Source organism: Pedobacter insulae (assembly GCF_900113525.1).
Taxonomy (GTDB): Bacteria; Bacteroidota; Bacteroidia; order Sphingobacteriales; family Sphingobacteriaceae; genus Pedobacter; species Pedobacter insulae.
Genome location: NZ_FOPP01000012.1, coordinates 115,462 through 136,419, shown reverse-complemented (window position 1 = coordinate 136,419; position 20,958 = coordinate 115,462). Strand labels below are relative to the sequence as shown.

The following is a 20,958-nucleotide window of genomic DNA, read 5'->3' as shown; positions in this document are numbered from 1 at the left end:
TGGAAATACCAATAAATTTGACCCCCTTTCGCCAATTTCAAATTGACCCCCAGAGTTGATGTTAGAAAAGAACAAAAGTTGTTATGCAGAACCGTTCAGGTTTATAGATTACCAAGTCCGGTTAATAACATTGTTTCTACAAAAATACATTTTCTGTTTTAGAGTTTCTCCTTCTTAATGATTCACCAAAAAGTTCTACCCTTAACGAATGGTGAACGATCCTGTCCAGCACTGCATCGGCTATGGTCTTCTCACCGATGATATCGTACCATTCCTTTACCGGAATCTGTGAAGTGACCACCGTAGACCGTTTCTGGTGCCGATCCTCTATGATATCTAGCAGCGCAATCCTTGATTGTGGATCAAAGGGCTGTAGCCCGAAATCATCTAGGATCAGCAGGTCTACACGTTCAATTCGCTTGAGTTCGGCAAGAATAGTACCCTTTGCCTTGGCCAGTTTCAACTGGCCCATTAGCTTGGCTGTATTTACATACATCACCTTGTAGCCGTTCTGGCAGGCCTGGTATCCTAGTGCCGTTGCCAGATAGCTTTTCCCTGTTCCCGTTGAGCCTGTAATGAAAAGATCTTTATGTTCCTTAACGAAGTCAAGGGCGGCAAGGCGGTGTACCTGGTTCTTGTCAAGACCTCTTTCTATGGAATAATCGACCTGTTCCAGGGAGGCCTTGTAACGGAATCCGGCCAATCTTATGGAACGTTCCACCGATCGGTTCCGTCTGTCGTCCCACTCACTGGCCACCAGTAGGGAAATGAACTGGTCGGCGGTAAGGGTTTCTTTCACCGAGGTTTCAAGGTTGGTTTTAAAGGCATCGTACATGCCGTACAGACGGAGCTGGCGTAGCTTATCTAGGGTTTCATTGTTCATCTTGTTTCTGTTTTTTGATTTATTGATAATATTCTTTACCTCTTATGTTTTTATGTGATGGTATTTCTGTAGGTTCTTCCTCTGGACGGAGCTGGTCCAGCCGTTTTTTGAGGATTTCTTCGATAATGGGATAATTGTACTGGCCCAAGCTATCGGCCCATCTACAGGCATCGGTAAGCCGTTCTGGTCCAACACGCCTGGAAAAGTTCAGGATACCCGAGCATGACTTATAGGCCTGTTCTGGATATTTCTTATGCTCGAGTACCTTTGATATGTAACGGGCCACATCTTCATGCACCGCCTCTGCCTGTTGGATGAACCTTTCCGGTGTCCACTCGGACTGGAAGCGGTGCTGTGGGGCAAGATGCTCTTCATTGGTGGTATAGTGGTAACGGGTTCTGACCCGTGTGTGCAGGGCAATCATGGTATAGTGGTAATAGATCTTCACCAGCGTGGAGGTATACAATAGTTTTACCTTCTTGCCGATATATCCATAGGGTACGCTGTAGTAATGGGTATCTTCGCCCAAACGGACATACCCCTTTCTCATCACCGTAGCCATTACCTGTTTGTGAACTTCGTAACTTAACGGATTGAGCGGACCAAGTGCCTCCCTTTCGATCTCCTCGAACTGCTCACGTCTGGAGTAGTTCCTTCCAGAGAAGGGTTTGTTGTTATGGATCTCAAGAGCTGGGCGGATCGCTGCATTCAGCATCCCCAGATCACCGAAAACCCGACCCTCAAGTTTGGCATAGATGCTCCGATAGATCAGCTTAACAGCGCCCTCAACAAGCGATTTATCGCGTGGCTTATAGGCACGTGCTGGAACGACGGCAACGCTGTAATGCTCTGCAAATGCAGAGAATTCATCATTTAGTACCGCTTCGTACCTACTTCCCCTGGTGACCGCCGAGCGAAGGTTATCTGGAACAATGGCCTGCGGTACACCGCCAAAGTACAATAGTGCATGCTCGCAGGCCTTGATAAGATCTTCCTTGCGCTGGCTCGCCACAGCTTCGACATAGGTAAGCTGGCTGCATCCCAGAATGGCGACAAAAACCTCTGCATCCTGTTGGATGCCATCTAAGCCCGTAATCTTGAACTTGGTGCCCGCAAAATCGATATAGACCTTATCACCGGCCTTGTGCTCGATATGCATCACGGGCTTTGTGAGCTGTAGATAGGAAAAAATGGCATTATTGAAGTGGGAACGTCCATAGCCGTCGGGGTACTTTTCAATGTAATCGGCATGCAACTGCTCACGGGTAACTCCCTTTTTCTTCAGTTTCTTGCATATATCGGGCAAAAGGGCATGTAGCTGGTGCATCCTTGGCCTGTTCGATATCCGGGCAACTGGTGTGGCGAAAAGTACCGAAAGTTCGCCATCGCTCTTGGCACTGAATTCTTCATAAGTTATGCCAAGGCTGTGCCAAACGCGGATGTACTTCTTGATCGTGTTTCTGGAATTGCCTAGCATTCCATGGATCCGTTTGGTACCTGTACCCTGACAGTACAAACGGATAATCTGTCTTAGTTTATTCATTCTGATGGGCTTGTTGGGCATGGCAATCTCGGGTTTAGGTTCAGCCAAAAGCTAAACAAAAACACCGTTCTCCAAAACAGCTCGGCAGAACATCATCGTTCTTTTCAGGGGGTCATTTTCAACTGGCGCAAGGGGGTCAACTTCCTTCGGCAGGCAGTAAAAAAATCAGTTCATTATGGGGGTCACTTTCGAGTGGTGCAAAGGGGTCATTTTGTAGTGGTTTATCCAAGAAATAGTCGTTTGCTAATTTTGGCCAATTGTTTTACAGGTCATTTTAAATCGAAGCAAATTGAAACACCTATTTATACTATGGTTACTTATTTTTAGTAGCCAAATTAACTATGCTCAAGATCAAATTATTCCACTCTACGAGAAAACTATTCCCAATTCAAAAAAGACACCCTTAAATTATGTAGAGGAAACTGATAGCAATGGACTAACCAGAAATGTAAGCATCCCAACAATGGCCGCTTATTTTCCCGCAAAAAACATTGCAAATGGTACAGCTGTAATTATTTTTGCAGGCGGAGGCTATTTTGTTCTGGCTCAAACTACCTGCGTTGAAATTGCCAAAGCCTTCAATAAAGCGGGTGTAACTGCCTTTGTTCTTAAATATCGCTTACCTAATGATGTAATCATGATAGATAAAAGCATTGGCCCTTTACAAGATGCACAGAGGGCTATTCAATTGGTTCGCGAAAAAGCCACAGAGTGGAATATCAGCCCGGCAAAAATAGGTATGTTCGGGCTTTCTGCTGGTGGTCATCTAGTATCAACCGAGGGTACACAGCTTGATCGGATTGTGATTGATAACAAAGCAAATATTTCTCTCCGACCAGATTTTATGGTATTACTTTATCCTGTAATTATTTATGATCCTGCTATTCCAAGAACTCGTGAAAATTTAATTGGTAAAATTCCTGAAGCTAAAGCACTTCATTTATATGGGACTGAAAATCACGTAAATTCAAATACACCACCAACATTTTTGGTTCACGCGCTAGATGATGATGTGATTCCGGTAAAAAATAGTTTGCTATTTTTTAATGCCTTGCTTAAAGCTAATGTGAAAGCAGAGATGCACATCGTACAAAATGGTGGGCATGGGTTTGGTTTGTACGATCCTGAAAACAAGGATAAATGGTTTATATGGTGTATAGATTGGATGAAAAAAATGGCTTTTAACCGTTCAAAATATTTTAGTTCATGCCTTATCATATAAAATTAAAATATAAAAATACTCCAAGATGAAGAAGGCTTTTAAATGCTATTGTTGATGTTTTCGGTTAAATTATTAGCGCATTTATTATGTAAATTTGAAGTTCACAAATTACAACAAAGACTTGGTTAGCAATAATGAATGAAAATGATACCACAAGCCTTTCAAGACTAATTGCAATCTTAACCCAATTGCAAACGAAACGACTTTCGACTGCTTCGGAATTGGCGAACAGGTTTTCGGTAAGTAACCGAACTATTTATGGTAGAAGGGAAATATCTTGATCACCCTGAGTTAGAAGAAGGAGACCGTTCCCGAATGAAGATTTTTAGAGTTAATCCCCACATAGATCTACCCATTAATAAAATAGAGTGTGTTTTACAAAAAGCAATAGATTTATGCAGGATGGATATTATTCAAGCAGTTTAACTGTTTGTTGCTTGGCACCTACTAACTATTTCTTTAAAAAACCATCTACCTGAGCTTTAAAAAATTTCCCTATTGGCACGGTGTAATTATCTATAAAAATCTGATTGCCTTCTATGCTTTTGATGTGCTTTTGCACAACCATAAAAGATCGATGTACCTGAACAAAATTAAGAATAGGTATGAGTTCCGATATAGTAGCTAATTTGCCACGTATGGTGATCGTTTCCTCTTTCAGTACAATTTTAATGTAGTTGCCTGAAGACTCTACAAACAAAATATCATCTAGTACAATTTGTATATGTTTATTATCGGTGCGGAGAAAAAATCTTTCCTGCTTGTCGTCTTTAACCTCATTAGTTAAGCCCGCAGCTGGTTTTGGCCTTGCTGTACGGGCCTTGTTAACAGCTTTCAAAAAACGTTCGAATGAAAATGGTTTGAGTAAATAATCTACAATATTTAATTCATAACCTTCAATAGCATATTCTTGGTAGGCAGTGGTCACAATAATTTGAGGTGGAGAGGGTAAAGTTTTCAAAAACTCAAACCCTTTTAGCTTAGGCATATTCAAGTCCAAAAAAATTAAATCTACGGTATGATGGTTGAGGTATTCAATGGCCTCAATGGCATCGTAGCAATCCTGCATCAACTGCATGTTGGGCAACATTGCACAATACTTTTTGATGATTTCGTGTGCCACAGATTCATCATCAACAATTAGGTATCTTACACTCATAAAGTAAGTTTTAAGCTAATTTTGTAAACAGCTGCTTGGCTAGTCGATATTGCTAATTCATGTTTTTTAAAATAAACCAATTCTAGTCTTTTTTTTAGGTTATTCAGGCCAATGCCTGGATTGCCACCAGTCTCCTCTGCATCAAAATTGTTTTCAATTTCAAATTCAACATGTTTTAAAGTGGCCTTTAAGCGAATATAAACAAATGCATTTTTTCTAAGCTTTTCTACTCCGTGTTTAAATGCATTTTCAACCATAATAATAAATAACAATGGCATAATTTTTATATTCCGATCTTCTGTAGCTACCTCAAAACTAATATTAATCTCTTTATGGTAGCGCATTTTATGCAAATCCATGTAGTTTTCAAGATAGGTAATTTCATCTGCTAAGCTAACCCAATCATTTTGTCCCTCATAAATACTGTAGCGCATCATGTCAGATAATTTGAGAATTAATTGTTGTGCTTTGGTGGGGTTTAGTTCTACCAGTCCGTACAAGTTGTTTAAGGTATTGAAAAAAAAGTGCGGATTAACCTGACTTTTCAAATGCATTAATTCTGCTTGTGTTTTGTCTTTTTTGAGGCGAAGTATCAATTTGATCTGAATAATTAACCAACGGATCATCCAGACGATCATTGACAGGAAAAATAATAGAATGAAAATGTGATAATCCTCTTCTTTTCCAAAAAAGTCATTAAAAACCACAATTAACAGTGTGGTCACGATGAAAAAATAAGGCACTAGCCTTTTGATAAATTGCTTATTGAAAAGTTTTTGCCATAAAATCATATTACAAAACTACACAATAATTAAGGCGGTAATGACGAGTTATTGCAGACATACCCAAAGTTGTGATGAACGTACGGTTGGTAGTGCTCAAGTGCTTTTACCCCTTCATACTTGCCATTTAAACCTGTCAACCATCTGTCTATCCCAACACTTTATTTATACATTTTATTCATCCTAATATTGGCTGAAATTAAATTAATCATGGACAAACTAATTATTACTGATCTTTCTAAAACCTATCAAAACGGGGTTAAAGCACTCCAAAATGTATCGCTGCAAATACCCACAGGGATGTTTGGCTTATTGGGTCCTAATGGTGCAGGTAAATCTACATTAATGAGAATCATAGCAACTTTACAGGAAGCCGACTGTGGAAGTATTCAATTGGGAAGTCTTAATATTTTAGCACAGCCAAATGAAGTGCGAAAGGTATTGGGTTATCTGCCACAGCAATTTGGTGTTTATCCAGCCTTATCTCCCGAAATGCTGCTAAACCATTTGGCGGTACTAAAAGGAATTATCAATAAAAATGAGCGTAAAGAAATTATACATGCACTGTTAAATAAGGTAAACCTGTACGAGGTGCGCAAACAAAAACTAGGGGGATTTTCTGGAGGGATGAAGCAGCGTTTTGGCATAGCACAGGCATTGCTAAACAACCCCAAATTGCTGATTGTAGATGAGCCAACAGCAGGATTAGATCCTGTAGAGCGTAACCGGTTTTATAACCTATTAAGTGAGGTAGGAGAAAATACCATCGTAATTCTTTCTACACACATCGTAGATGACGTGAAAGAACTATGCCCTCGGATGGCCATTATCAACAAAGGCAAAGTTGTTATTCAAGGGAACCCCTTACAGATTATGGAAAGCCTGGAAGGACGATTGTATGAGAAAACCATACAAAAAAATGAACTGGAACAATACAAAACCGAATACCAAGTCATCAGTGATCGCCTGTACTTAGGAAATCAAATTATTCATGTACTGAGTGATGCACACCCTGGCTCAACATTCAAACTCATTGAAGCCAACTTGGAAGATGTTTACATGTCTCAAATTTTTAACGCCTAATCTCACACATCATGTTATACGAATTTTTCATATTCGAAATTAAATACCGATTAAAGCGACCAGAAACGTATTTCTTTTTTCTATTGCTATTTTTATTCTCGCTTGTAGGTATTGAATTTGTTTTTCAGGGAATAGATTTAGGCTTAGTGAAAAAGAACTCTCCATTAGTGATTGCTAAATCTATGGGAGCAATTACAGGTTTGTCTATGATTATTGCATCAATGATTATGGGCGTGCCAGTACTGCGTGATTTTCAGTATGATGTTACTTCACTGATCTATGTTAATCCAATCTCTAAAAAAGATTATTTATTAGGTCGATTTTTAGGCTCTCTTGTGGTGCTACTTTTTATTTTTAGTGCTTTGCTTTGGGGTATGATGTTGGGTGAATTTATGCCTTGGAATGATCCAAAGGAATTTATGCCCTTTCAACTGATAAATTACCTGCAACCCTTTTTGTGGGTGGTTTTGCCCACCTTGTTTTTTGGTGCTGCTGTGTTTTTTGCAACTGGTGCACTCAGTAAAAACTTGATGGTAGTGTACACGCAGGGAGTAGTCATTTTTGTTTTATTCATGATTACTAAAGGCATTACCAACGAGAACCTACAAGCTGTATTCGACCCCTTTTCACTTACTACTTTAACTAAGGCCACTAAAGGCTGGTCGGTAGCCGACAGAAACTCCCTGCTTATTCCAATATCGGGTGTGATGCTGCTTAATAAACTTTTCTGGATAGTCATTGGCATTTCAGTATTGGCGACTGCCTACATCAAGTTTAAATTAGTGGTGGTAAATGAAAAGGCTTTCCATAAAAAGAAGCAACAAAAGGTTAAACCTGCAGCAACTGCTCTTGTTAAAACCCTACCTAAAGTTACGCCTGTTTATGATATTAGGGCTCAGTTTACACAGCTGTTGCTCAATGCCTGGTTTCATAGCGTATCCATTCTTAAACTCATTTCCTTTTGGGCTATTATTCTGTGTTGCTTTGTGATTATTCTCATCAATTCGGTAAGTCTAGGTACTTCTTATGGTGTGGATAGTTATCCAGCTACTTATTTCATTATTGAAGAATTGCGAGAGATGTCCATTTACTTTTTCATGATCATTTTGGTTTTTTATGCTGGCGAAATCATGTGGAAGGAAAAGGATGTGAAGCTTGATCTTATACATGATGCCACACCGCTCTCTAGTTTTATAAATGTGAGTAGCAGATTTCTGGGATTACTGTTCATTTATACCATTGTGATGCTTTCACTTATTGCTGCTGGTTTGTTATTTCAAACCTTAGATGGCTACTATCGTTACGAATTGGATGTTTATTTCTTCGGCTTCTTCTTAGAATTACTTCCATTTTTAGCTTTGTACACCTTTGTAGCCATGTTCTTTCAAGCACTTACCAAAAACAAATTTATGGGCATGCTGGCTACCATTGCATTTGCCATTATCAATGTAGCCATTAACACATTTGGCCTAGAACATGCACTACTTAACTTTGGTGGGCAAGCACTGGCCTCGTATTCTGATATGAATGGATACGGGCACTTTTTGACAGCCTATCTCTGGGTAAAAGCCTATTGGGTATTATTTGGTATGCTACTGTTAATCACGGCTAGTATTTTAATGGTAAAAGGAAATGAAACAGGTTTAGGTAAACGGTGGACGAGCGGGCTAAAGCAAATGGGAAATACCTTGAGAATTTTCAGTTTAGTTTGTCTAATGCTTTTTATCGGTATTGGAACTTATATTTTTTACAATACCAATGTATTAAATGAGTTTTGGACTAAAAGTGAACAAGCTAATTTTAGAGCTGGATACGAAAAGACCTTAAAACAGTTTGAATACAAACCACAGCCGAAAATTATAGACATCAAGCTAAAAGTTGATTTGTTCCCATCTCGAAGAGCCTATCAAATTTCAGGTAATTATGTGCTTGCCAATACATCTCAAATGCCCATTCACGAGATTCATGTACAAAAACTGCTGGAATCTAACGTAGAACTAGCGGATGTAAATTTTGACCGGAAAACGATAACAAATAACAGCCATGTGAAATATCATTATACCATTTATCAATTGAGCCAAGCCTTAGCTCCTGGTGAGACGATGAAAATGAACTTTAAACAGACCTTGCAGCCAAAGGGTTTCGAAACTGATAATTCTGCTATTGATGTAGTTGATAACGGTACTTTTTTCGATAATGCGGTGTTACCGAGTTTTGGTTATCAGAAAAAATATGAACTACAAGATGAGGATGATCGAAAAGATCTTGGCTTAGCTCCGCGAGTAGCAAAAGCCAAACTAGATGATGTAAAAGAACTAGCCAATGCACGTAGTGGAAGTGATTCGGATGGCACAAACTTAGATATAGTAATTGGTACAGATGCGCCACAAACGGCACTCACCTCAGGCGATTTGGTGGCCAAGTGGAACAAAGATGGTCGCAATTATTTTCATTACAAAACCAATCAACAGATTATTAATTTTTACCCAATTGTATCAGGTCGATATGAGGTAATGAGAGATACCTGTATCCCGTTAGGTAACATTTCAAAAGAGCCTGTCGATCTAGAAATTTATTACCACAAAGGTCATGAATACAACCTAAAGCGTATGATGGAATCTATGAAAATGTCCTTAAATTATTACAGCAAACATTTCAGTCCGTACCAATATAAACAACTACGTATTGTAGAGTTTCCAAGGTATCGATCATTTGCACAATCTTTGCCGGGCATCATTCCATTTTCGGAGGCGATTGGTTTTGTGATGGATATTGATGATCAAAAAGATGTAGACATGGCCTTTTATATTACTGCGCATGAAGTGGCACACCAATGGTGGGGTTTACAATTGGAAGCCGCCAACGTACAGGGACAAAATATGATTTTAGAAACATTAGCACAGTATTCGGCTATGATGGTGCTTAAAGAGAAGTATTCCAATGAAAAAATTAAGCAATTTTTAAAGTTCCAATTAGATGAATATGAAGAGGCTAGGTTAAAGGTTAGCAAGAAAGAGCTACCATTGGCGTTGGTTGAAAATGAAGAATCCCTCTACTACAACAAAGGAGCACTTGCGATGTACAAATTACACCAACATATTGGAGAAGAAAACGTAAACAAATCCTTGCAGCATTTTCTACATGATTGGCACTCTTTTAACAATCCCAAAAAAGCAAATCGTTACGCCACCACGGTAGAATTAGTTCAATATTTTAGAGAAGTAACGCCCGCTTCGAAACAACAGGTAATCACTGAATTGTTTGAACAGGTAAGTAGTACGAAGTAGCTACTAAATAAAAGCTGAAAAATGAAATTAGTTACCGTTGCCTAATGAGTATAAAACGGTAACTAAATCATTTGCTAGCTTTTTTTATTAATGACTTTTTAATTTCTGAACCATTTCTTTTGCGGAGGACAAATTTGGATCCAGTTCAACAGCTTTTTGGTACGATTTTAACGCGTTTTCTTTATCGTTATTTATAAAATAAGCTTCGCCCAAACTATCCCAAGCATTGGCATTATTTGGAAACTGCTTTACGTTTTCATGAAATACTTCTATGGCATTGTAAACCGAATTTTCTTTTAAAAAAGCATAGCCAATTTTATTGAAAAGAACATTTTTATTGCTTTTAGCAGTTTTATTTATCGCATCTATATAAGCATTTACAAAAGCAGCTTTTTCACTTGTTTTAATATCCGGTTGTACACCTTTCCCTTCCCAATTGGTTTTTGTTATTGGATGAATAGCCTGGATATACGGAACCGAAATTGTAAATTCTTCGTTTAGGCTAATTCGTTTAGTTCGGTTCGCACCTCCTTTCGTAACCTCACCAACAACAGTCGCCTTGTCTAAATGCCTCAATGTATAGGCAAAGGCTTCTGCGGCAGAAAATGTTTGTTTACTCGTTAAAATGTATAACGGTTTGTTCGGGCTTCGTTTTCCAGCCACATTTTCAACCGAATACAGTTGCGTTTTTGTGTCTGTTTTTCGTTCGTAGAAATCACTTAATAAAACGGGTTTTTCGTCAAAAAAATAGCTCACTAACAATTGCATCATATTTGGAACGCCCCCGCCATTTGTACGCAGATCGATAATAATTGCTTTGGTATTGCTTAAGAAGTTCATCGTAGCTGTGGCCGTTTGTTCAGCATATTTTACGTCTGCAAACATGCGTAAATTTAAGTAGCCTATATTTCCGTCCAGTATTTTTGCTTCTGCAAACCCGTAATTAATTTCGGCCATTTGCATCGCCATTTTTTTCTCGGTTTCTAATTTCATTTCTTCCGAAACAGCACGCTTTTCCTGAGCGATACGCTCAGGTTCAAATCGAACATTTAAGTGCAGGTCTTTACTAATGCATTGTAGGTCTGCAGTTACTGTTTTTGAAAATTCCGAAGGGTTTGTAGTTTTATTATACTTACCAGATTTTAAGTACTTATCCAGTTCAGTTATCATTTCTTTTGATAAACCCAGATCAATATAGCTTTCCGCTAAATGCATTTTTATTGAAGTTATAACTGCATTTTTTTCCTTGATTTGTAATACTCTTTTTTCTTGTGCTGCTGCATTTTTTATGGTTACAAATAGCATTAAGAGGATCATTTTAAAATAGCTTTTCATCATATTATTTATTTATAATTTTCAACAAACATATAGGTAAACGAAAACGCTGAAAAGTATTTGTCATAAATGTGTTTGTAATCATCACACACAATTGATGGATGTACATAAATTAAGTTGAAGCAGGAAATGATAATGTTTGCGCTATTTTTGGGTAAGTTCGTGCATATTGTAATTTAAAAAGCCTCATTATAGTTAATTTTGAACTGTGATTAAATTTCTTAAAAAATATAAAGCCTTTGTATATGGATTATTAATCCATAGGATATTGGTCATTATTTTATTGCGCTTTGATTTTATTCATATTGATAATTCATCAGTATTGGCAAACACATTGAGTTTCATTTTTAGCTGGCTGCTGATCTCACTGCCTATTCAATACTTTTCGTTCTTAAAACAAAATAAAGCCATTAGCTTAAAGCTGGTTGCGCTATTTTTTATTTTTTTAGCCATTATTATCAATGACATCAATTCCAAAATAATTGATAATCCTATAACTTTTGCAGGGTTAATATTCATTGGGATATCTTTTTTTTCCATTATAGCGCCTTCATATTTTAAGAAACACGCCTTGATTATAATCGGGTTTTACATTTTAGCTTTTGGCTATTTCTATTACATAAGAATTTATATTGATGATATAAACAGATACTTCCAACAAGAAAAAGAAATTAAAATCATTTTGGTTGCACCCTTTTTTGTAATGCTTTTAATGTGGTCTTACCAGCAATGGAAATGGTTTAAGATCATTAAGTCAGAAAAATCAAAAGCAGAATTATCATTACTGAAAAGCCAGATTAATCCACACTTTTTTTTCAATACTTTAAATAATTTGTATGGCTTAGTAATCGAAAAATCGGATGATGCCCCAAATGTTGTTCTAAAATTATCTGACATGATGCGTTATACTATTTATATGGGGAAAGAAGATTTGGTGTCGTTAAAGGATGAAATAGCATATTTAAAAAACTATATTGAATTACATAAAATACGATATCAAAAAAAGGTAGATATTGTTTTTAATCATTCTCAAGACGCAGGCTATCAAATTGCTCCATTGCTATTCATTATTCCTTTAGAAAATGCCTTTAAACACGGAGTAGAACGCTTAACAGAAAATGCTTTTATACATATTAATATCAATGTTGACAAAGGTATCATTGATTTTGACATCGAAAACAACTTTGAAGAGCCAGAAACCAGTAAAACAATTGGAATAGGCGTAGATAATTTAAAACAACGATTAGAGTTATTATACCCCAATAAGCACAAAATTCAAATTGAGATTAAAGATGATTTATATAAATTAACGGTCAAAATAGAAGCGGTATGACTTACTATCTAATTGTTGATGATGAACCGATAGCACATCGCGTCATTGAAAACTATTGCGAAAATTTACAACATCTGAAAAAGAAAGGAAATTGCTACAATGCCTTTGAAGCGATACAGTTTTTAAATGAGAACACTGTCGATTTGTTATTTCTGGATATTAATATGCCCAAACTATCTGGTTTTGATTTTTTAAAAACACTTCCCAATCCACCAAAAATAATTGTTACAACAGCATATAAAGAATTCGCTTTAGAAGGTTATGAACTTAATATTTCAGACTATTTGCTGAAGCCATTTAGTTTTGAACGTTTTATAAAAGCAATTAATAAAACAATTGATACAACTCAAAGTAAGAAAAGTATAGCTAAATTGATAACCGAAACGAAACCGGATGTTGGAAGCTTTTTTCTAAAAGGTGACAAAAAGCATCATCAAATTCATTTCGATGATTTACTGTTTGTAGAAGCTTCCGGACATTTTATCAAAGTGTACTTAAAAAATGATATGATTGTCAGCTATCAAAAAATTTCTGATTTCGAAAAACTGCTCCCAAAATCAGATTTTATAAGAATCCATAAATCCTTTATTATTGCTAAAAATAAGATTAAACAAATTGAAGGAAATAGGATACTAATTGATTTACATAAAATACCCATTGGGCAAACCTATAAAAAAAATGTTAATAACCTATTGGGTTGAAGGAATAAAAAACCGATATTTCGCATCGATTCTACTAACAGTTAACTCCCGTAATTTTCTTTTAGTTTTCTCATCAATATTCTAACGCCCTGTTGGGTGTCGGCACTAAAAGAGTTTGTGAAAATTATGTAAGCTTTATTATTTATTCTATCTATGTGAACGAGCGTATAATAGGTTCCTGCTGTTCCGGAATGAGTTGAAAGCTCCTTATTATTTTCATAAATGTTATACCAACCCATCGCATAGTTTTCGATCCCCTTATGAATGAATTTGTAGGTGTCGGCTTTTAAATAATTATCTCTACCTATTAATCCCTCTATATTTAACTGTATAAATTTAATGTAGTCGTTAAGCTTAATATTTATATCACCTGAAGGTTCGGTATAATCTAGGTGATAATCAACGGTTGAAGGAATTGGCGTTAGTTTGCCATTTTCGAAAGAATGACCCCAAGTATCTTTTTGCTTTTGATTTTCGGGCCAGGATAGTTTTACACTTAACTTTAAATCTTTGTTAAATATCTGGTCAACTAATTGCTCCCAACTCTTTTTTGTAACCTTCTCTACCATTAAAGTTGCCAAAGTATAGCCTGCATTAGAATAAAAAAAGGAATCTTTATTGTCAATTTTTTTGGAATCTAATGTCAATACAAATTGTCCAAATTGGCTTCTTTTTTCTTGATTTGTTCCTTTAAATTCGGGTATTTTCGGGTCGTTATCTCCTTGAAACGGTTGTATTCCTGCTTTGTGTGTGAGCAACTCTTGCAAATTAATATTCAGATATTCTGGTTTGCTATGTACTCTCCATTCCGGAAATAAGTCAAAGAATTTTGTTGTCCATTTTAATTTTTCTTTTTCTACATATTTAGCTATGATAAATGCAGTCATTGCTTTGGTATTAGAGCCGATATGAAACCTGTCATTAATTGTTGCTGTGTCAGAAAGTTCAATAGAGTGTTTTCCCAAAGCTGCAATTTCAAATATTGTTTTACTATCAATTACTGCATAACTAATTTCAGGAATATGATATATTTTACGGATTGAGTCGGAAAATTTAATAGTCTTTTGTCCAAAACATAGTGTCGTAAAAGTTAAAAATAGTATTGTCAGTAATTTTTTCATTATTTAAAGTTAAAAATTTTTGCACAAGGAACTTAGTTCGTTATGTAATCACCTAACCACGTCTATTCCCAAAAGCAGTATATCTATAATTTGTGTACCGTTCTTTCAGCATATTTTTTGAGGAAATAGCGCATTTGTTAATTAGCTAAACTAGGGTTTTTATTTCAATGTTTTTATTGATTTAGTTTGAGCGAGCTAATTTTACCCTTGAAGTACAAGAAGTTGGCATCTTTCAGATTCCAAGAGGCAGTGAAGGAAGTCGGAAATTTTAGTCCGCCTTTTTTATGGTAGTCCGCCGCTGTTGCAGTCCATTTTGTAGAAACGAAAATCCCCTTTTTGGTTTTTAACGAACGATCGTTGGTTTCAAACTTAACCATTTCGAAATTGGAATTGAAATAAAAAATACCAGAGGCCTTTAGCCCATGATAATCGATCGTCCCCCTTACCGTGTACAGGTCTATTTCCTCCCAATGAATATAAGAATATAGGGCATAATCAGGAATGATCATAGTCTCCGCAAGAATGGTAACCAGCTCCGATCTGTCTATTTCTATGCCAGTATAATTTCCTATGTTGATGATATTCAATGCCTTGATGCACATGTTTCCACTGCCATGTCTAAAGCTATCCATGGCCTCAATCCCTATAATCCCCAAAAGCTTGGCTTTCATATAAACAATTCTTATCGGATCTGGCAGAAAATTATATTGCTCGCAGTTAATCGGTTTCCAGTTAGTGTTTTTTGAAAATTTTAAAAATGTATCCTTCCAATGAACCTCTACACTGTGAAGTTTTGGATGCGCCGCAAACCCTGATTGTTCAAAGTATCGTTGAAGGGCAGGGGGTAGTTCTTCAAGCTTGCGTTTGCCCCCGTAGATCTTTTTGACCAAGGCCCTTGCTTTTCGTAGCTCCCATGAATAGACTGATTTTAGATTTCGCATAGGTTACCAGCCAATTGGGGTTTTATCTTCCGGCATTACTAATAATGGACAGTGAAGAGCTGCGGCCAATTTATGTGTATGGCTACCATCTATAATCCTTGAAAAGATGCTCGAATGACGGTGAATCATGGCAAGAATATTGATTTGCCCATTTTCAGATAGCCATTTTAGTCCGTCTTCAACGCTGGTTGCATTGAGATGTCGGTAGTATATTTTTGAATAATTTAAGGTATTTGTTACGCTGTTCAGAAAGAGGTTCGCTTTTGAGTTAGGATTATGAATATCTGAAAGCTGAGTATCTACATGCGCAAGTAGTATTTCTGGATTAAATAAACAGAATAATTTAGCAATTGCATGGATAGAATTGATATCACTCTGACCTAAGTCGGTGGCGAAAGCGATTTTTTTCAATGGTTGATAAGCGCTGACTTTAGGTACCAATAATAATGGAACCTTGGTTTTCCCAATAACATCCCTACTGTTACTACCCAGAAAAAACCGATTAACTTTTCCCGCTCCTGCAAGACCCATTATGATCAGGTCATAATGATCTTCGGTGGTTAGTTTATCTATAATTTGCTTAACAGAACCAGTTTCACTGCTATAACTAATATTTGGAAGATAGGGCAAACTTAGCTCGGGCATTTCTTTTAACAGATCGATATATTTCAATAAGTTTTTATCAGAATCTTCTTTAGACTTCTCAAAATTTTCCACTGGCCACATCATTATTCCTGCAGTGGGAATGAGTTCATGCTCTAACGCATGAAAGAGATGGATGTCGGCACCTATTTTCTTTGCAATCTGAATGGCGTAATACACGGCATTATCGGCATACGTTGAATAGTCTATCGGAACAAGTATCTTTTTCATAATTTTATTTTTTAAGATTAATATTGGTAGACTGGCTCCTGTTCCCGTAAATTTTTGATTCCAACACTTTATCAAGTTGATAGATATCTTCATGCCGAACTAATAGTCCATCTTCAACGGTAATCGTTACGTACGTAATTAATATGGGTATTGGGGTTTGAAGTAAAAATTTATGTTTTTTGTACATAGATAATGCGTTCTTTAACGTCGCTATACTTGAATGTCGTTTGTCGTCTGCCCATAGACGAAGCGCTAATGATTCGGCATTTTCTACGCGGATGCATCCATGGCTAAGCGCCCGTTTTGTGCGTGAAAAATATTGTTGTTCCGGAGTGTCATGTAGATAGATGTCGTGAGAATTGCTAAACCTGAAAACAACTTTTCCTAGGGCATTATCACATCCGGAGGTCTGCCTGGCATAAAATTTCTTGGGATTATTTCTAATCGCTATGATCGATGCCTTTGTAACTGCCACGAAATTATTTTTTTCATCGTAGATGGCAATGTGATTATTTTCGAAATAATCCGGATCTTTTTCTGCTCTCGGTAATAATTCTTTAACAAAAATGTTATGGGGTATCCTCCAATCTGGTGCGGTTTCTATGGCGTAAATGTTGCTTTGCAAAGTTGGTGTCGGCGTAGAGGGTTTGCCGACGATGATTTTATATACACTTGTTAAATCTTGGTTTACATATGACAACTGATACGATGGGATGTTTACCTGAAGATATACATGGTGCCCCGAGTCTATCCATCTTAACCTCTCCATATTAAGCACTATCTCCCTAATTTCTGGTTCGGGTGTTTCGTAAGCATCACAAGCGTATTGCCCAACTATTAGTTTTAAGTATCCCTGCAGTTGTTGGTACTGCTTTAATTTTGGCTGTACGGTAAGTATGCTATCCATAATATTTGGGTCATTCGCTACTTTCAAAAGGAACTCTTCCGCTTTCAAATCCCTAGATGGGCTTTGATCAATTGTAGCGTCAATGAGCTTAGGATTGAACCGTCCATAATGCAAATGATTAATCATACTCACCATAGCATCGGTGAGCATGAGTTCGAATTCTATTTTCTGAGCAGCCGCAATGTTGTACTTTAAAGTTGATATGTCATGCATTAAAGTATAGCTAAGTATTTCTGGATGGTAATTTTCATGCTGGAGACCGTACTGCCTTACACAATCAAGCAATAACATTGCGGACGCCATGGGGCCTATATGCTGTTCTGATTTTAGCCAATTGGGTTGGTTGCCATTAAGAGTATAGAACCGTTTTACGGTGTTCGGAAAGTTTAATCTTTTTAACAGCTGCTGACTATTAAGTTGGCCGAGTAATTCCACTTGTAAAGAATCTGAAACTTGAACAACCGGTTGCGAGTGTGCTCGAACTGTTAGATGGAAAATCATCTGGAGCATTAATATAACCATACCGATGACCAAAATGGTCCTGGTTTGGTCTTTCTCTTTCTCAGGCAATGCAGTTTGTTGTGGTTTCATATTATATCGGTTTAACGTTGTAAAATTCCGTAAACCTATTTTTTAAAACACTGATGATTATCACTTATTTAAATGATCATTGCCGATTACCAAGTAGCCTAAAAAGTGACCAAGATCATTTTTTTTGGTGACTAGAGGGTTGCAGTGCTTTGTATAGTAGCAATATTTTTGTAGAATGATGCATAAATTTCACATTCCGGTTTTAGGCCTGGGTTTTTCTATTGATACTCCACTTAAAGTGGCTAAATATGGTATTTCTTCGGTAGTTTCCATTGTAGATGATGAGCTTATTGAGCGCATGCGCCAATACCATAGTCAACAACAAGGCGAGCCGTATGTTCCAATTGCCAAAAAGAGTCACGACAGTAGAGCGAGAAGAATAACGTGTTACCTTGATACACTAGCGCGAATTGTTGAACGAGATTTTGAGGCAATGAAACAGCTTCCCTTTAAAGAAGGAAATGACCTCTGTAGATACTTTGAACTATTACCAGACAATTCGCAATTAAAGCAAGGGTATGAGCTTATGATGGAATATCCTGACGCAGAACGTAAGACTATTTTTCAAAACATCCTTCGCAAGCGTATGGAATTGGGAGCTATTGATGTGAATATCATGGCAAAGGTTGATCGAATGAGCCCTGAAAAGGAGGCAGCTTTTGGTTCTGAGGAAAATAGCGATGCCTTAACTGCCCTCCGCGGATTTGCAAAAAGCAGGTTGAGTTCATCGGTGGTGCTGTCTGCTGGAATGAACCCACGCTTATATAGTTACCTTGAAAAGTTTGAAGATTTTTTCCCTGATGAAGATAATGTATTAAAAAAGAAAATCATCTTAAAAGTAAGTGATTTCCGTTCGGCCTTTATTCAAGCAAAATTCTTAGCTAAAAAAGGTCTTTGGGTTTCAGAATTTCGCGTAGAAAGTGGGCTCAATTGCGGTGGTCATGCTTTTGCAACCGACGGTTACTTGCTAGGGCCTATTTTAGAAGAATTTAAACAGATGAAGACGCAGATGAATACAGAACTCTTAGCCTTATACAGAACTGGCCTTTCTGAAAAGGGTTTAAACAGCGACTGCTCACCTCAACAAAAATTGAGCGTACAGGGTGGTATCGGAACGGCACAAGAGAATGAGTTTCTGCTTAAAAATTATCAACTTGATTCAACTGGCTGGGGAAGTCCCTTTTTACTGGTTCCTGAAGCAACAAATGTAGATGAAGCTACTTTAAGCAAATTAGCTGAAGCCGATGAGCATTCATTTTACCTAAGTAACTCCTCACCGCTGGGTGTGCTCTTTAATAATTTTAAGAGCGCTGGGATAGATGCAGAAAGATTGGAAAGAATCAGAAAAGGAAGGCCAGGCAGCCCCTGTACCAAAAAATATCTCTGCAGCAACACAGAATTCACAGCCGAGCCTATCTGTACCGCCTCAAGAGCTTACCAGAATCTTAAAATCAAGGAACTAAAAGCACAAGAGCTGTCTAACGAAGAGTTTGAAAGACAGTTTGACAAAATCACTGAAAAGGTGTGTTTGTGCGAAGGATTATGTAGTTCAACTTATCAGAAAATTGGTATATTAAAACCGAAAGAGAGCAAGGCGGTAGCGATCTGCCCTGGTCCAAACTTAGCCTATTTTTCAAGAACTTATTCTTTGGACGAGATGGTTTCACATATCTATGGGAGGATTAACCTCATGGAGGAAGTAAGGCGGCCGAATGTGCTGATCAAGGAACTGGATCTGTACGTTAAATACCTCCAAGAAGCAGTAAATTTGTTGGTTGTTGATTTTAATAGTAAAAAGCAGTTACAGCTTAATAAGTTCAAAACCCATCTTTTAGAAGGCATAGCGTATTACAGAAATCTATTTGGAGAGTTTTCTGATGAAGTAAGATCTTTTAAGGACCAAATACATAATCCACTAACTTTTGCGGAAACAACATTGTTAGGGCTTACTATATAAGGTTAAAAATTTTAAGCTATATTTGGATGAAGTACTCAACAATGGAAAGAGAAAAATTGCTGGTCGCAATTATAGAAAACGCGATCGATGGAATTATAACGATCGATGATAGGGGGCTAATTGAAAATATTAACCCAGCAGCGCTGGAATTATTTGGCTACCCATCGAGGGATGTATTGGTAGGTAAAAATGTTTCCGTATTAATGCCTGAGCCAGACAAGCACAGGCATGATGGTTACTTAGCAAATTATGAAAATACTGGAAAAAAGAAAATCATAGGCATCGGGCGCGAAGTAACTGGTCAGCGTAAGGATGGTAGCACTTTCCCCTTCAGATTAGGTGTAAGTGAAATCAGGTTTGTCGACCGTAGAATTTATACTGGCTTTATCCATGACCTCACAAGGCAAAGAGAGGATGAAATAAAGATCAAAAGTTACACAGAAGAGCTGGAATTGAAGGTGAAGGAGCGGACGAAGGAGTTGATCAAGTCGGTTAATGAGCTGGAGACTGCAAAAGAACACATGAGTACGCTATTTGAAAAGGAACGAGAGCTTAACCAGTTGAAAACAAGATTTGTTTCAATGGCTTCCCATGAGTTTCGTACACCATTAAGCTCTATCCAATTGTCTGCTTCCCTAATTAATAAATATATTGAGAAACATGATGTAGAAAGTGTTGAAAAGCACACCTCAAAAATAAAGAACTCGATTAATAACCTCACTACAATATTGAATGATTTCCTTTCATTGGAAAAGTTAGAGGCAGGCAAAGTAGAAGCTAACCCCAATTGGTTCGATATTTTTGCTTTTGCGGAGGAGATTGCAGAGGAAATGCAGTTGATGACTAAGCAAAAGCAACTCATAGTATATGAGCATAAAGGCACCACGGGAGATGTTTTTTTAGATCAAAACTTGTTGAAAAATTGTATCATCAACTTGATTTCTAATGCCATTAAATATTCCGGTGAAGACACGATGATCCAGTTCAATAGTACTGTTAACGAACATGAGCTGATCATAGAAATTAAAGACAACGGAATAGGCATACCATCTACAGAAATGAATAATCTTTTCGAACCGTTTTTTAGGGCACATAATACAGGAGACATCCCAGGTACAGGACTTGGATTGAATATTGTAAAGCGTTACGTCGGTTTGATGAATGGTACGTGTATCTGCGAGAGTACACAGAATGTGGGGACAACTTTTAGGATACATTTTAATTTCTAATTATAAGGTTT

18 protein-coding genes are annotated in these 20,958 nt (G+C 37.3%); 9 read left to right on the top strand and 9 right to left on the bottom strand.

Annotation, left to right across the window (positions count from 1 at the left end; translation table 11 throughout):
• Positions 1-136: 136 nt before the first annotated feature.
• Entirely contained in the window at positions 137-883 is a 747-nt protein-coding gene (gene istB / locus BM207_RS17330) for an IS21-like element helper ATPase IstB (protein WP_090996266.1), read from the bottom strand.
• A gap of 19 nt (positions 884-902) precedes the next feature.
• Entirely contained in the window at positions 903-2,426 is a 1,524-nt protein-coding gene (gene istA, locus BM207_RS17325; RefSeq protein WP_245768134.1) for an IS21 family transposase, read from the bottom strand.
• Between the two features lie 289 nt (positions 2,427-2,715).
• On the opposite strand from istA, the gene BM207_RS17320 reads away from it, so the two are divergent.
• The 3 genes from BM207_RS17320 to BM207_RS19310 all read left to right on the top strand — a co-directional run bounded on the left by BM207_RS17320 (position 2,716) and on the right by BM207_RS19310 (position 4,074).
• Complete coding sequence (locus tag BM207_RS17320) at positions 2,716-3,648, top strand: alpha/beta hydrolase (protein WP_090997394.1); 933 nt, start codon at positions 2,716-2,718, stop codon at positions 3,646-3,648.
• Between the two features lie 134 nt (positions 3,649-3,782).
• Positions 3,783-3,929 (top strand): HTH domain-containing protein, encoded by a 147-nt coding sequence (locus tag BM207_RS19315; protein WP_245768154.1) that lies wholly within the window; start codon positions 3,783-3,785, stop codon positions 3,927-3,929.
• Positions 3,907-4,074: a hypothetical protein gene (locus BM207_RS19310; protein ID WP_245768155.1), complete on the top strand. Its 168-nt coding sequence runs from the start codon at positions 3,907-3,909 to the stop codon at positions 4,072-4,074. The genes BM207_RS19315 and BM207_RS19310 overlap by 23 nt, the downstream gene beginning before the upstream one ends.
• 25 nt (positions 4,075-4,099) lie before the next feature.
• On the opposite strand, the gene BM207_RS17310 is transcribed toward BM207_RS19310, so the two are convergent.
• Together BM207_RS17310 and BM207_RS17305 are read right to left on the bottom strand one after the other, a co-directional pair.
• Positions 4,100-4,807: a LytR/AlgR family response regulator transcription factor gene (locus BM207_RS17310; RefSeq protein ID WP_090997391.1), complete on the bottom strand. Its 708-nt coding sequence runs from the start codon at positions 4,805-4,807 to the stop codon at positions 4,100-4,102.
• Complete coding sequence (locus tag BM207_RS17305; RefSeq protein ID WP_218155071.1) at positions 4,804-5,532, bottom strand: sensor histidine kinase; 729 nt, start codon at positions 5,530-5,532, stop codon at positions 4,804-4,806. Before BM207_RS17305 ends, BM207_RS17310 begins: the two co-directional genes overlap by 4 nt.
• 267 nt (positions 5,533-5,799) lie before the next feature.
• On the opposite strand from BM207_RS17305, the gene BM207_RS17300 reads away from it, so the two are divergent.
• Together BM207_RS17300 and BM207_RS17295 are read left to right on the top strand one after the other, a co-directional pair.
• Complete coding sequence (locus tag BM207_RS17300) at positions 5,800-6,672, top strand: ABC transporter ATP-binding protein (RefSeq protein WP_090997386.1); 873 nt, start codon at positions 5,800-5,802, stop codon at positions 6,670-6,672.
• 11 nt (positions 6,673-6,683) lie between these two features.
• Positions 6,684-9,959, top strand: coding sequence for an ABC transporter permease/M1 family aminopeptidase (locus BM207_RS17295; RefSeq protein ID WP_143095995.1), 3,276 nt, complete (start codon positions 6,684-6,686; stop codon positions 9,957-9,959).
• 87 nt (positions 9,960-10,046) lie between these two features.
• On the opposite strand, the gene BM207_RS17290 is transcribed toward BM207_RS17295, so the two are convergent.
• Complete coding sequence (locus BM207_RS17290; protein WP_090997380.1) at positions 10,047-11,297, bottom strand: S41 family peptidase; 1,251 nt, start codon at positions 11,295-11,297, stop codon at positions 10,047-10,049.
• A 205-nt stretch (positions 11,298-11,502) separates the two neighbouring features.
• Here BM207_RS17290 and BM207_RS17285 point away from each other — a divergent pair, with 205 nt between their 5' ends.
• Together BM207_RS17285 and BM207_RS17280 are read left to right on the top strand one after the other, a co-directional pair.
• Positions 11,503-12,627: a sensor histidine kinase gene (locus tag BM207_RS17285; RefSeq protein ID WP_090997376.1), complete on the top strand. Its 1,125-nt coding sequence runs from the start codon at positions 11,503-11,505 to the stop codon at positions 12,625-12,627.
• Positions 12,624-13,328, top strand: a complete 705-nt coding sequence (locus tag BM207_RS17280; protein ID WP_090997373.1) for a LytR/AlgR family response regulator transcription factor — start codon at positions 12,624-12,626, stop codon at positions 13,326-13,328. Before BM207_RS17285 ends, BM207_RS17280 begins: the two co-directional genes overlap by 4 nt.
• Before the next feature lie 41 nt (positions 13,329-13,369).
• Here the strand turns inward: BM207_RS17280 and BM207_RS17275 are convergent, their stop codons facing one another.
• From BM207_RS17275 to BM207_RS17260, 4 genes are all read right to left on the bottom strand, one after another.
• Positions 13,370-14,449, bottom strand: a complete 1,080-nt coding sequence (locus BM207_RS17275; protein WP_090997370.1) for a serine hydrolase domain-containing protein — start codon at positions 14,447-14,449, stop codon at positions 13,370-13,372.
• Positions 14,450-14,622: 173 nt separating this feature from the next.
• Positions 14,623-15,390 (bottom strand): DUF6920 family protein, encoded by a 768-nt coding sequence (locus BM207_RS17270; protein ID WP_090997367.1) that lies wholly within the window; start codon positions 15,388-15,390, stop codon positions 14,623-14,625.
• A gap of 3 nt (positions 15,391-15,393) precedes the next feature.
• Positions 15,394-16,263, bottom strand: a complete 870-nt coding sequence (locus BM207_RS17265) for a universal stress protein (RefSeq protein ID WP_177217166.1) — start codon at positions 16,261-16,263, stop codon at positions 15,394-15,396.
• A 4-nt stretch (positions 16,264-16,267) separates the two neighbouring features.
• Positions 16,268-17,761, bottom strand: coding sequence for a L,D-transpeptidase scaffold domain-containing protein (locus BM207_RS17260; protein ID WP_090997362.1), 1,494 nt, complete (start codon positions 17,759-17,761; stop codon positions 16,268-16,270).
• Between the two features lie 175 nt (positions 17,762-17,936).
• On the opposite strand from BM207_RS17260, the gene BM207_RS17255 reads away from it, so the two are divergent.
• Both BM207_RS17255 and BM207_RS17250 read left to right on the top strand, forming a co-directional pair.
• Positions 17,937-19,718, top strand: coding sequence for a hypothetical protein (locus BM207_RS17255; RefSeq protein WP_090997361.1), 1,782 nt, complete (start codon positions 17,937-17,939; stop codon positions 19,716-19,718).
• 41 nt (positions 19,719-19,759) lie between these two features.
• A complete protein-coding gene (locus BM207_RS17250; protein WP_090997358.1) occupies positions 19,760-20,947 on the top strand; it encodes a PAS domain-containing sensor histidine kinase in 1,188 nt (395 codons plus the stop codon).
• Positions 20,948-20,958 lie beyond the last annotated feature (11 nt).

Coding starts and splice junctions, on each gene's coding strand:
- BM207_RS19315 (WP_245768154.1), top strand. CDS start 3,783: ATGAATGAAAATGATACCACAAGCCTTTCAAGACTAATTGCAATCTTA.
- BM207_RS17255 (WP_090997361.1), top strand. CDS start 17,937: ATGATGCATAAATTTCACATTCCGGTTTTAGGCCTGGGTTTTTCTATT.
- BM207_RS17275 (WP_090997370.1), bottom strand. CDS start 14,449: ATGAAAAAATTACTGACAATACTATTTTTAACTTTTACGACACTATGT.
- istA (WP_245768134.1), bottom strand. CDS start 2,426: ATGAATAAACTAAGACAGATTATCCGTTTGTACTGTCAGGGTACAGGT.
- BM207_RS17300 (WP_090997386.1), top strand. CDS start 5,800: ATGGACAAACTAATTATTACTGATCTTTCTAAAACCTATCAAAACGGG.
- BM207_RS17270 (WP_090997367.1), bottom strand. CDS start 15,390: ATGCGAAATCTAAAATCAGTCTATTCATGGGAGCTACGAAAAGCAAGG.
- BM207_RS17280 (WP_090997373.1), top strand. CDS start 12,624: ATGACTTACTATCTAATTGTTGATGATGAACCGATAGCACATCGCGTC.
- BM207_RS19310 (WP_245768155.1), top strand. CDS start 3,907: ATGGTAGAAGGGAAATATCTTGATCACCCTGAGTTAGAAGAAGGAGAC.
- istB (WP_090996266.1), bottom strand. CDS start 883: ATGAACAATGAAACCCTAGATAAGCTACGCCAGCTCCGTCTGTACGGC.
- BM207_RS17250 (WP_090997358.1), top strand. CDS start 19,760: ATGGAAAGAGAAAAATTGCTGGTCGCAATTATAGAAAACGCGATCGAT.
- BM207_RS17265 (WP_177217166.1), bottom strand. CDS start 16,263: ATGAAAAAGATACTTGTTCCGATAGACTATTCAACGTATGCCGATAAT.
- BM207_RS17260 (WP_090997362.1), bottom strand. CDS start 17,761: ATGAAACCACAACAAACTGCATTGCCTGAGAAAGAGAAAGACCAAACC.
- BM207_RS17290 (WP_090997380.1), bottom strand. CDS start 11,297: ATGATGAAAAGCTATTTTAAAATGATCCTCTTAATGCTATTTGTAACC.
- BM207_RS17310 (WP_090997391.1), bottom strand. CDS start 4,807: ATGAGTGTAAGATACCTAATTGTTGATGATGAATCTGTGGCACACGAA.
- BM207_RS17295 (WP_143095995.1), top strand. CDS start 6,684: ATGTTATACGAATTTTTCATATTCGAAATTAAATACCGATTAAAGCGA.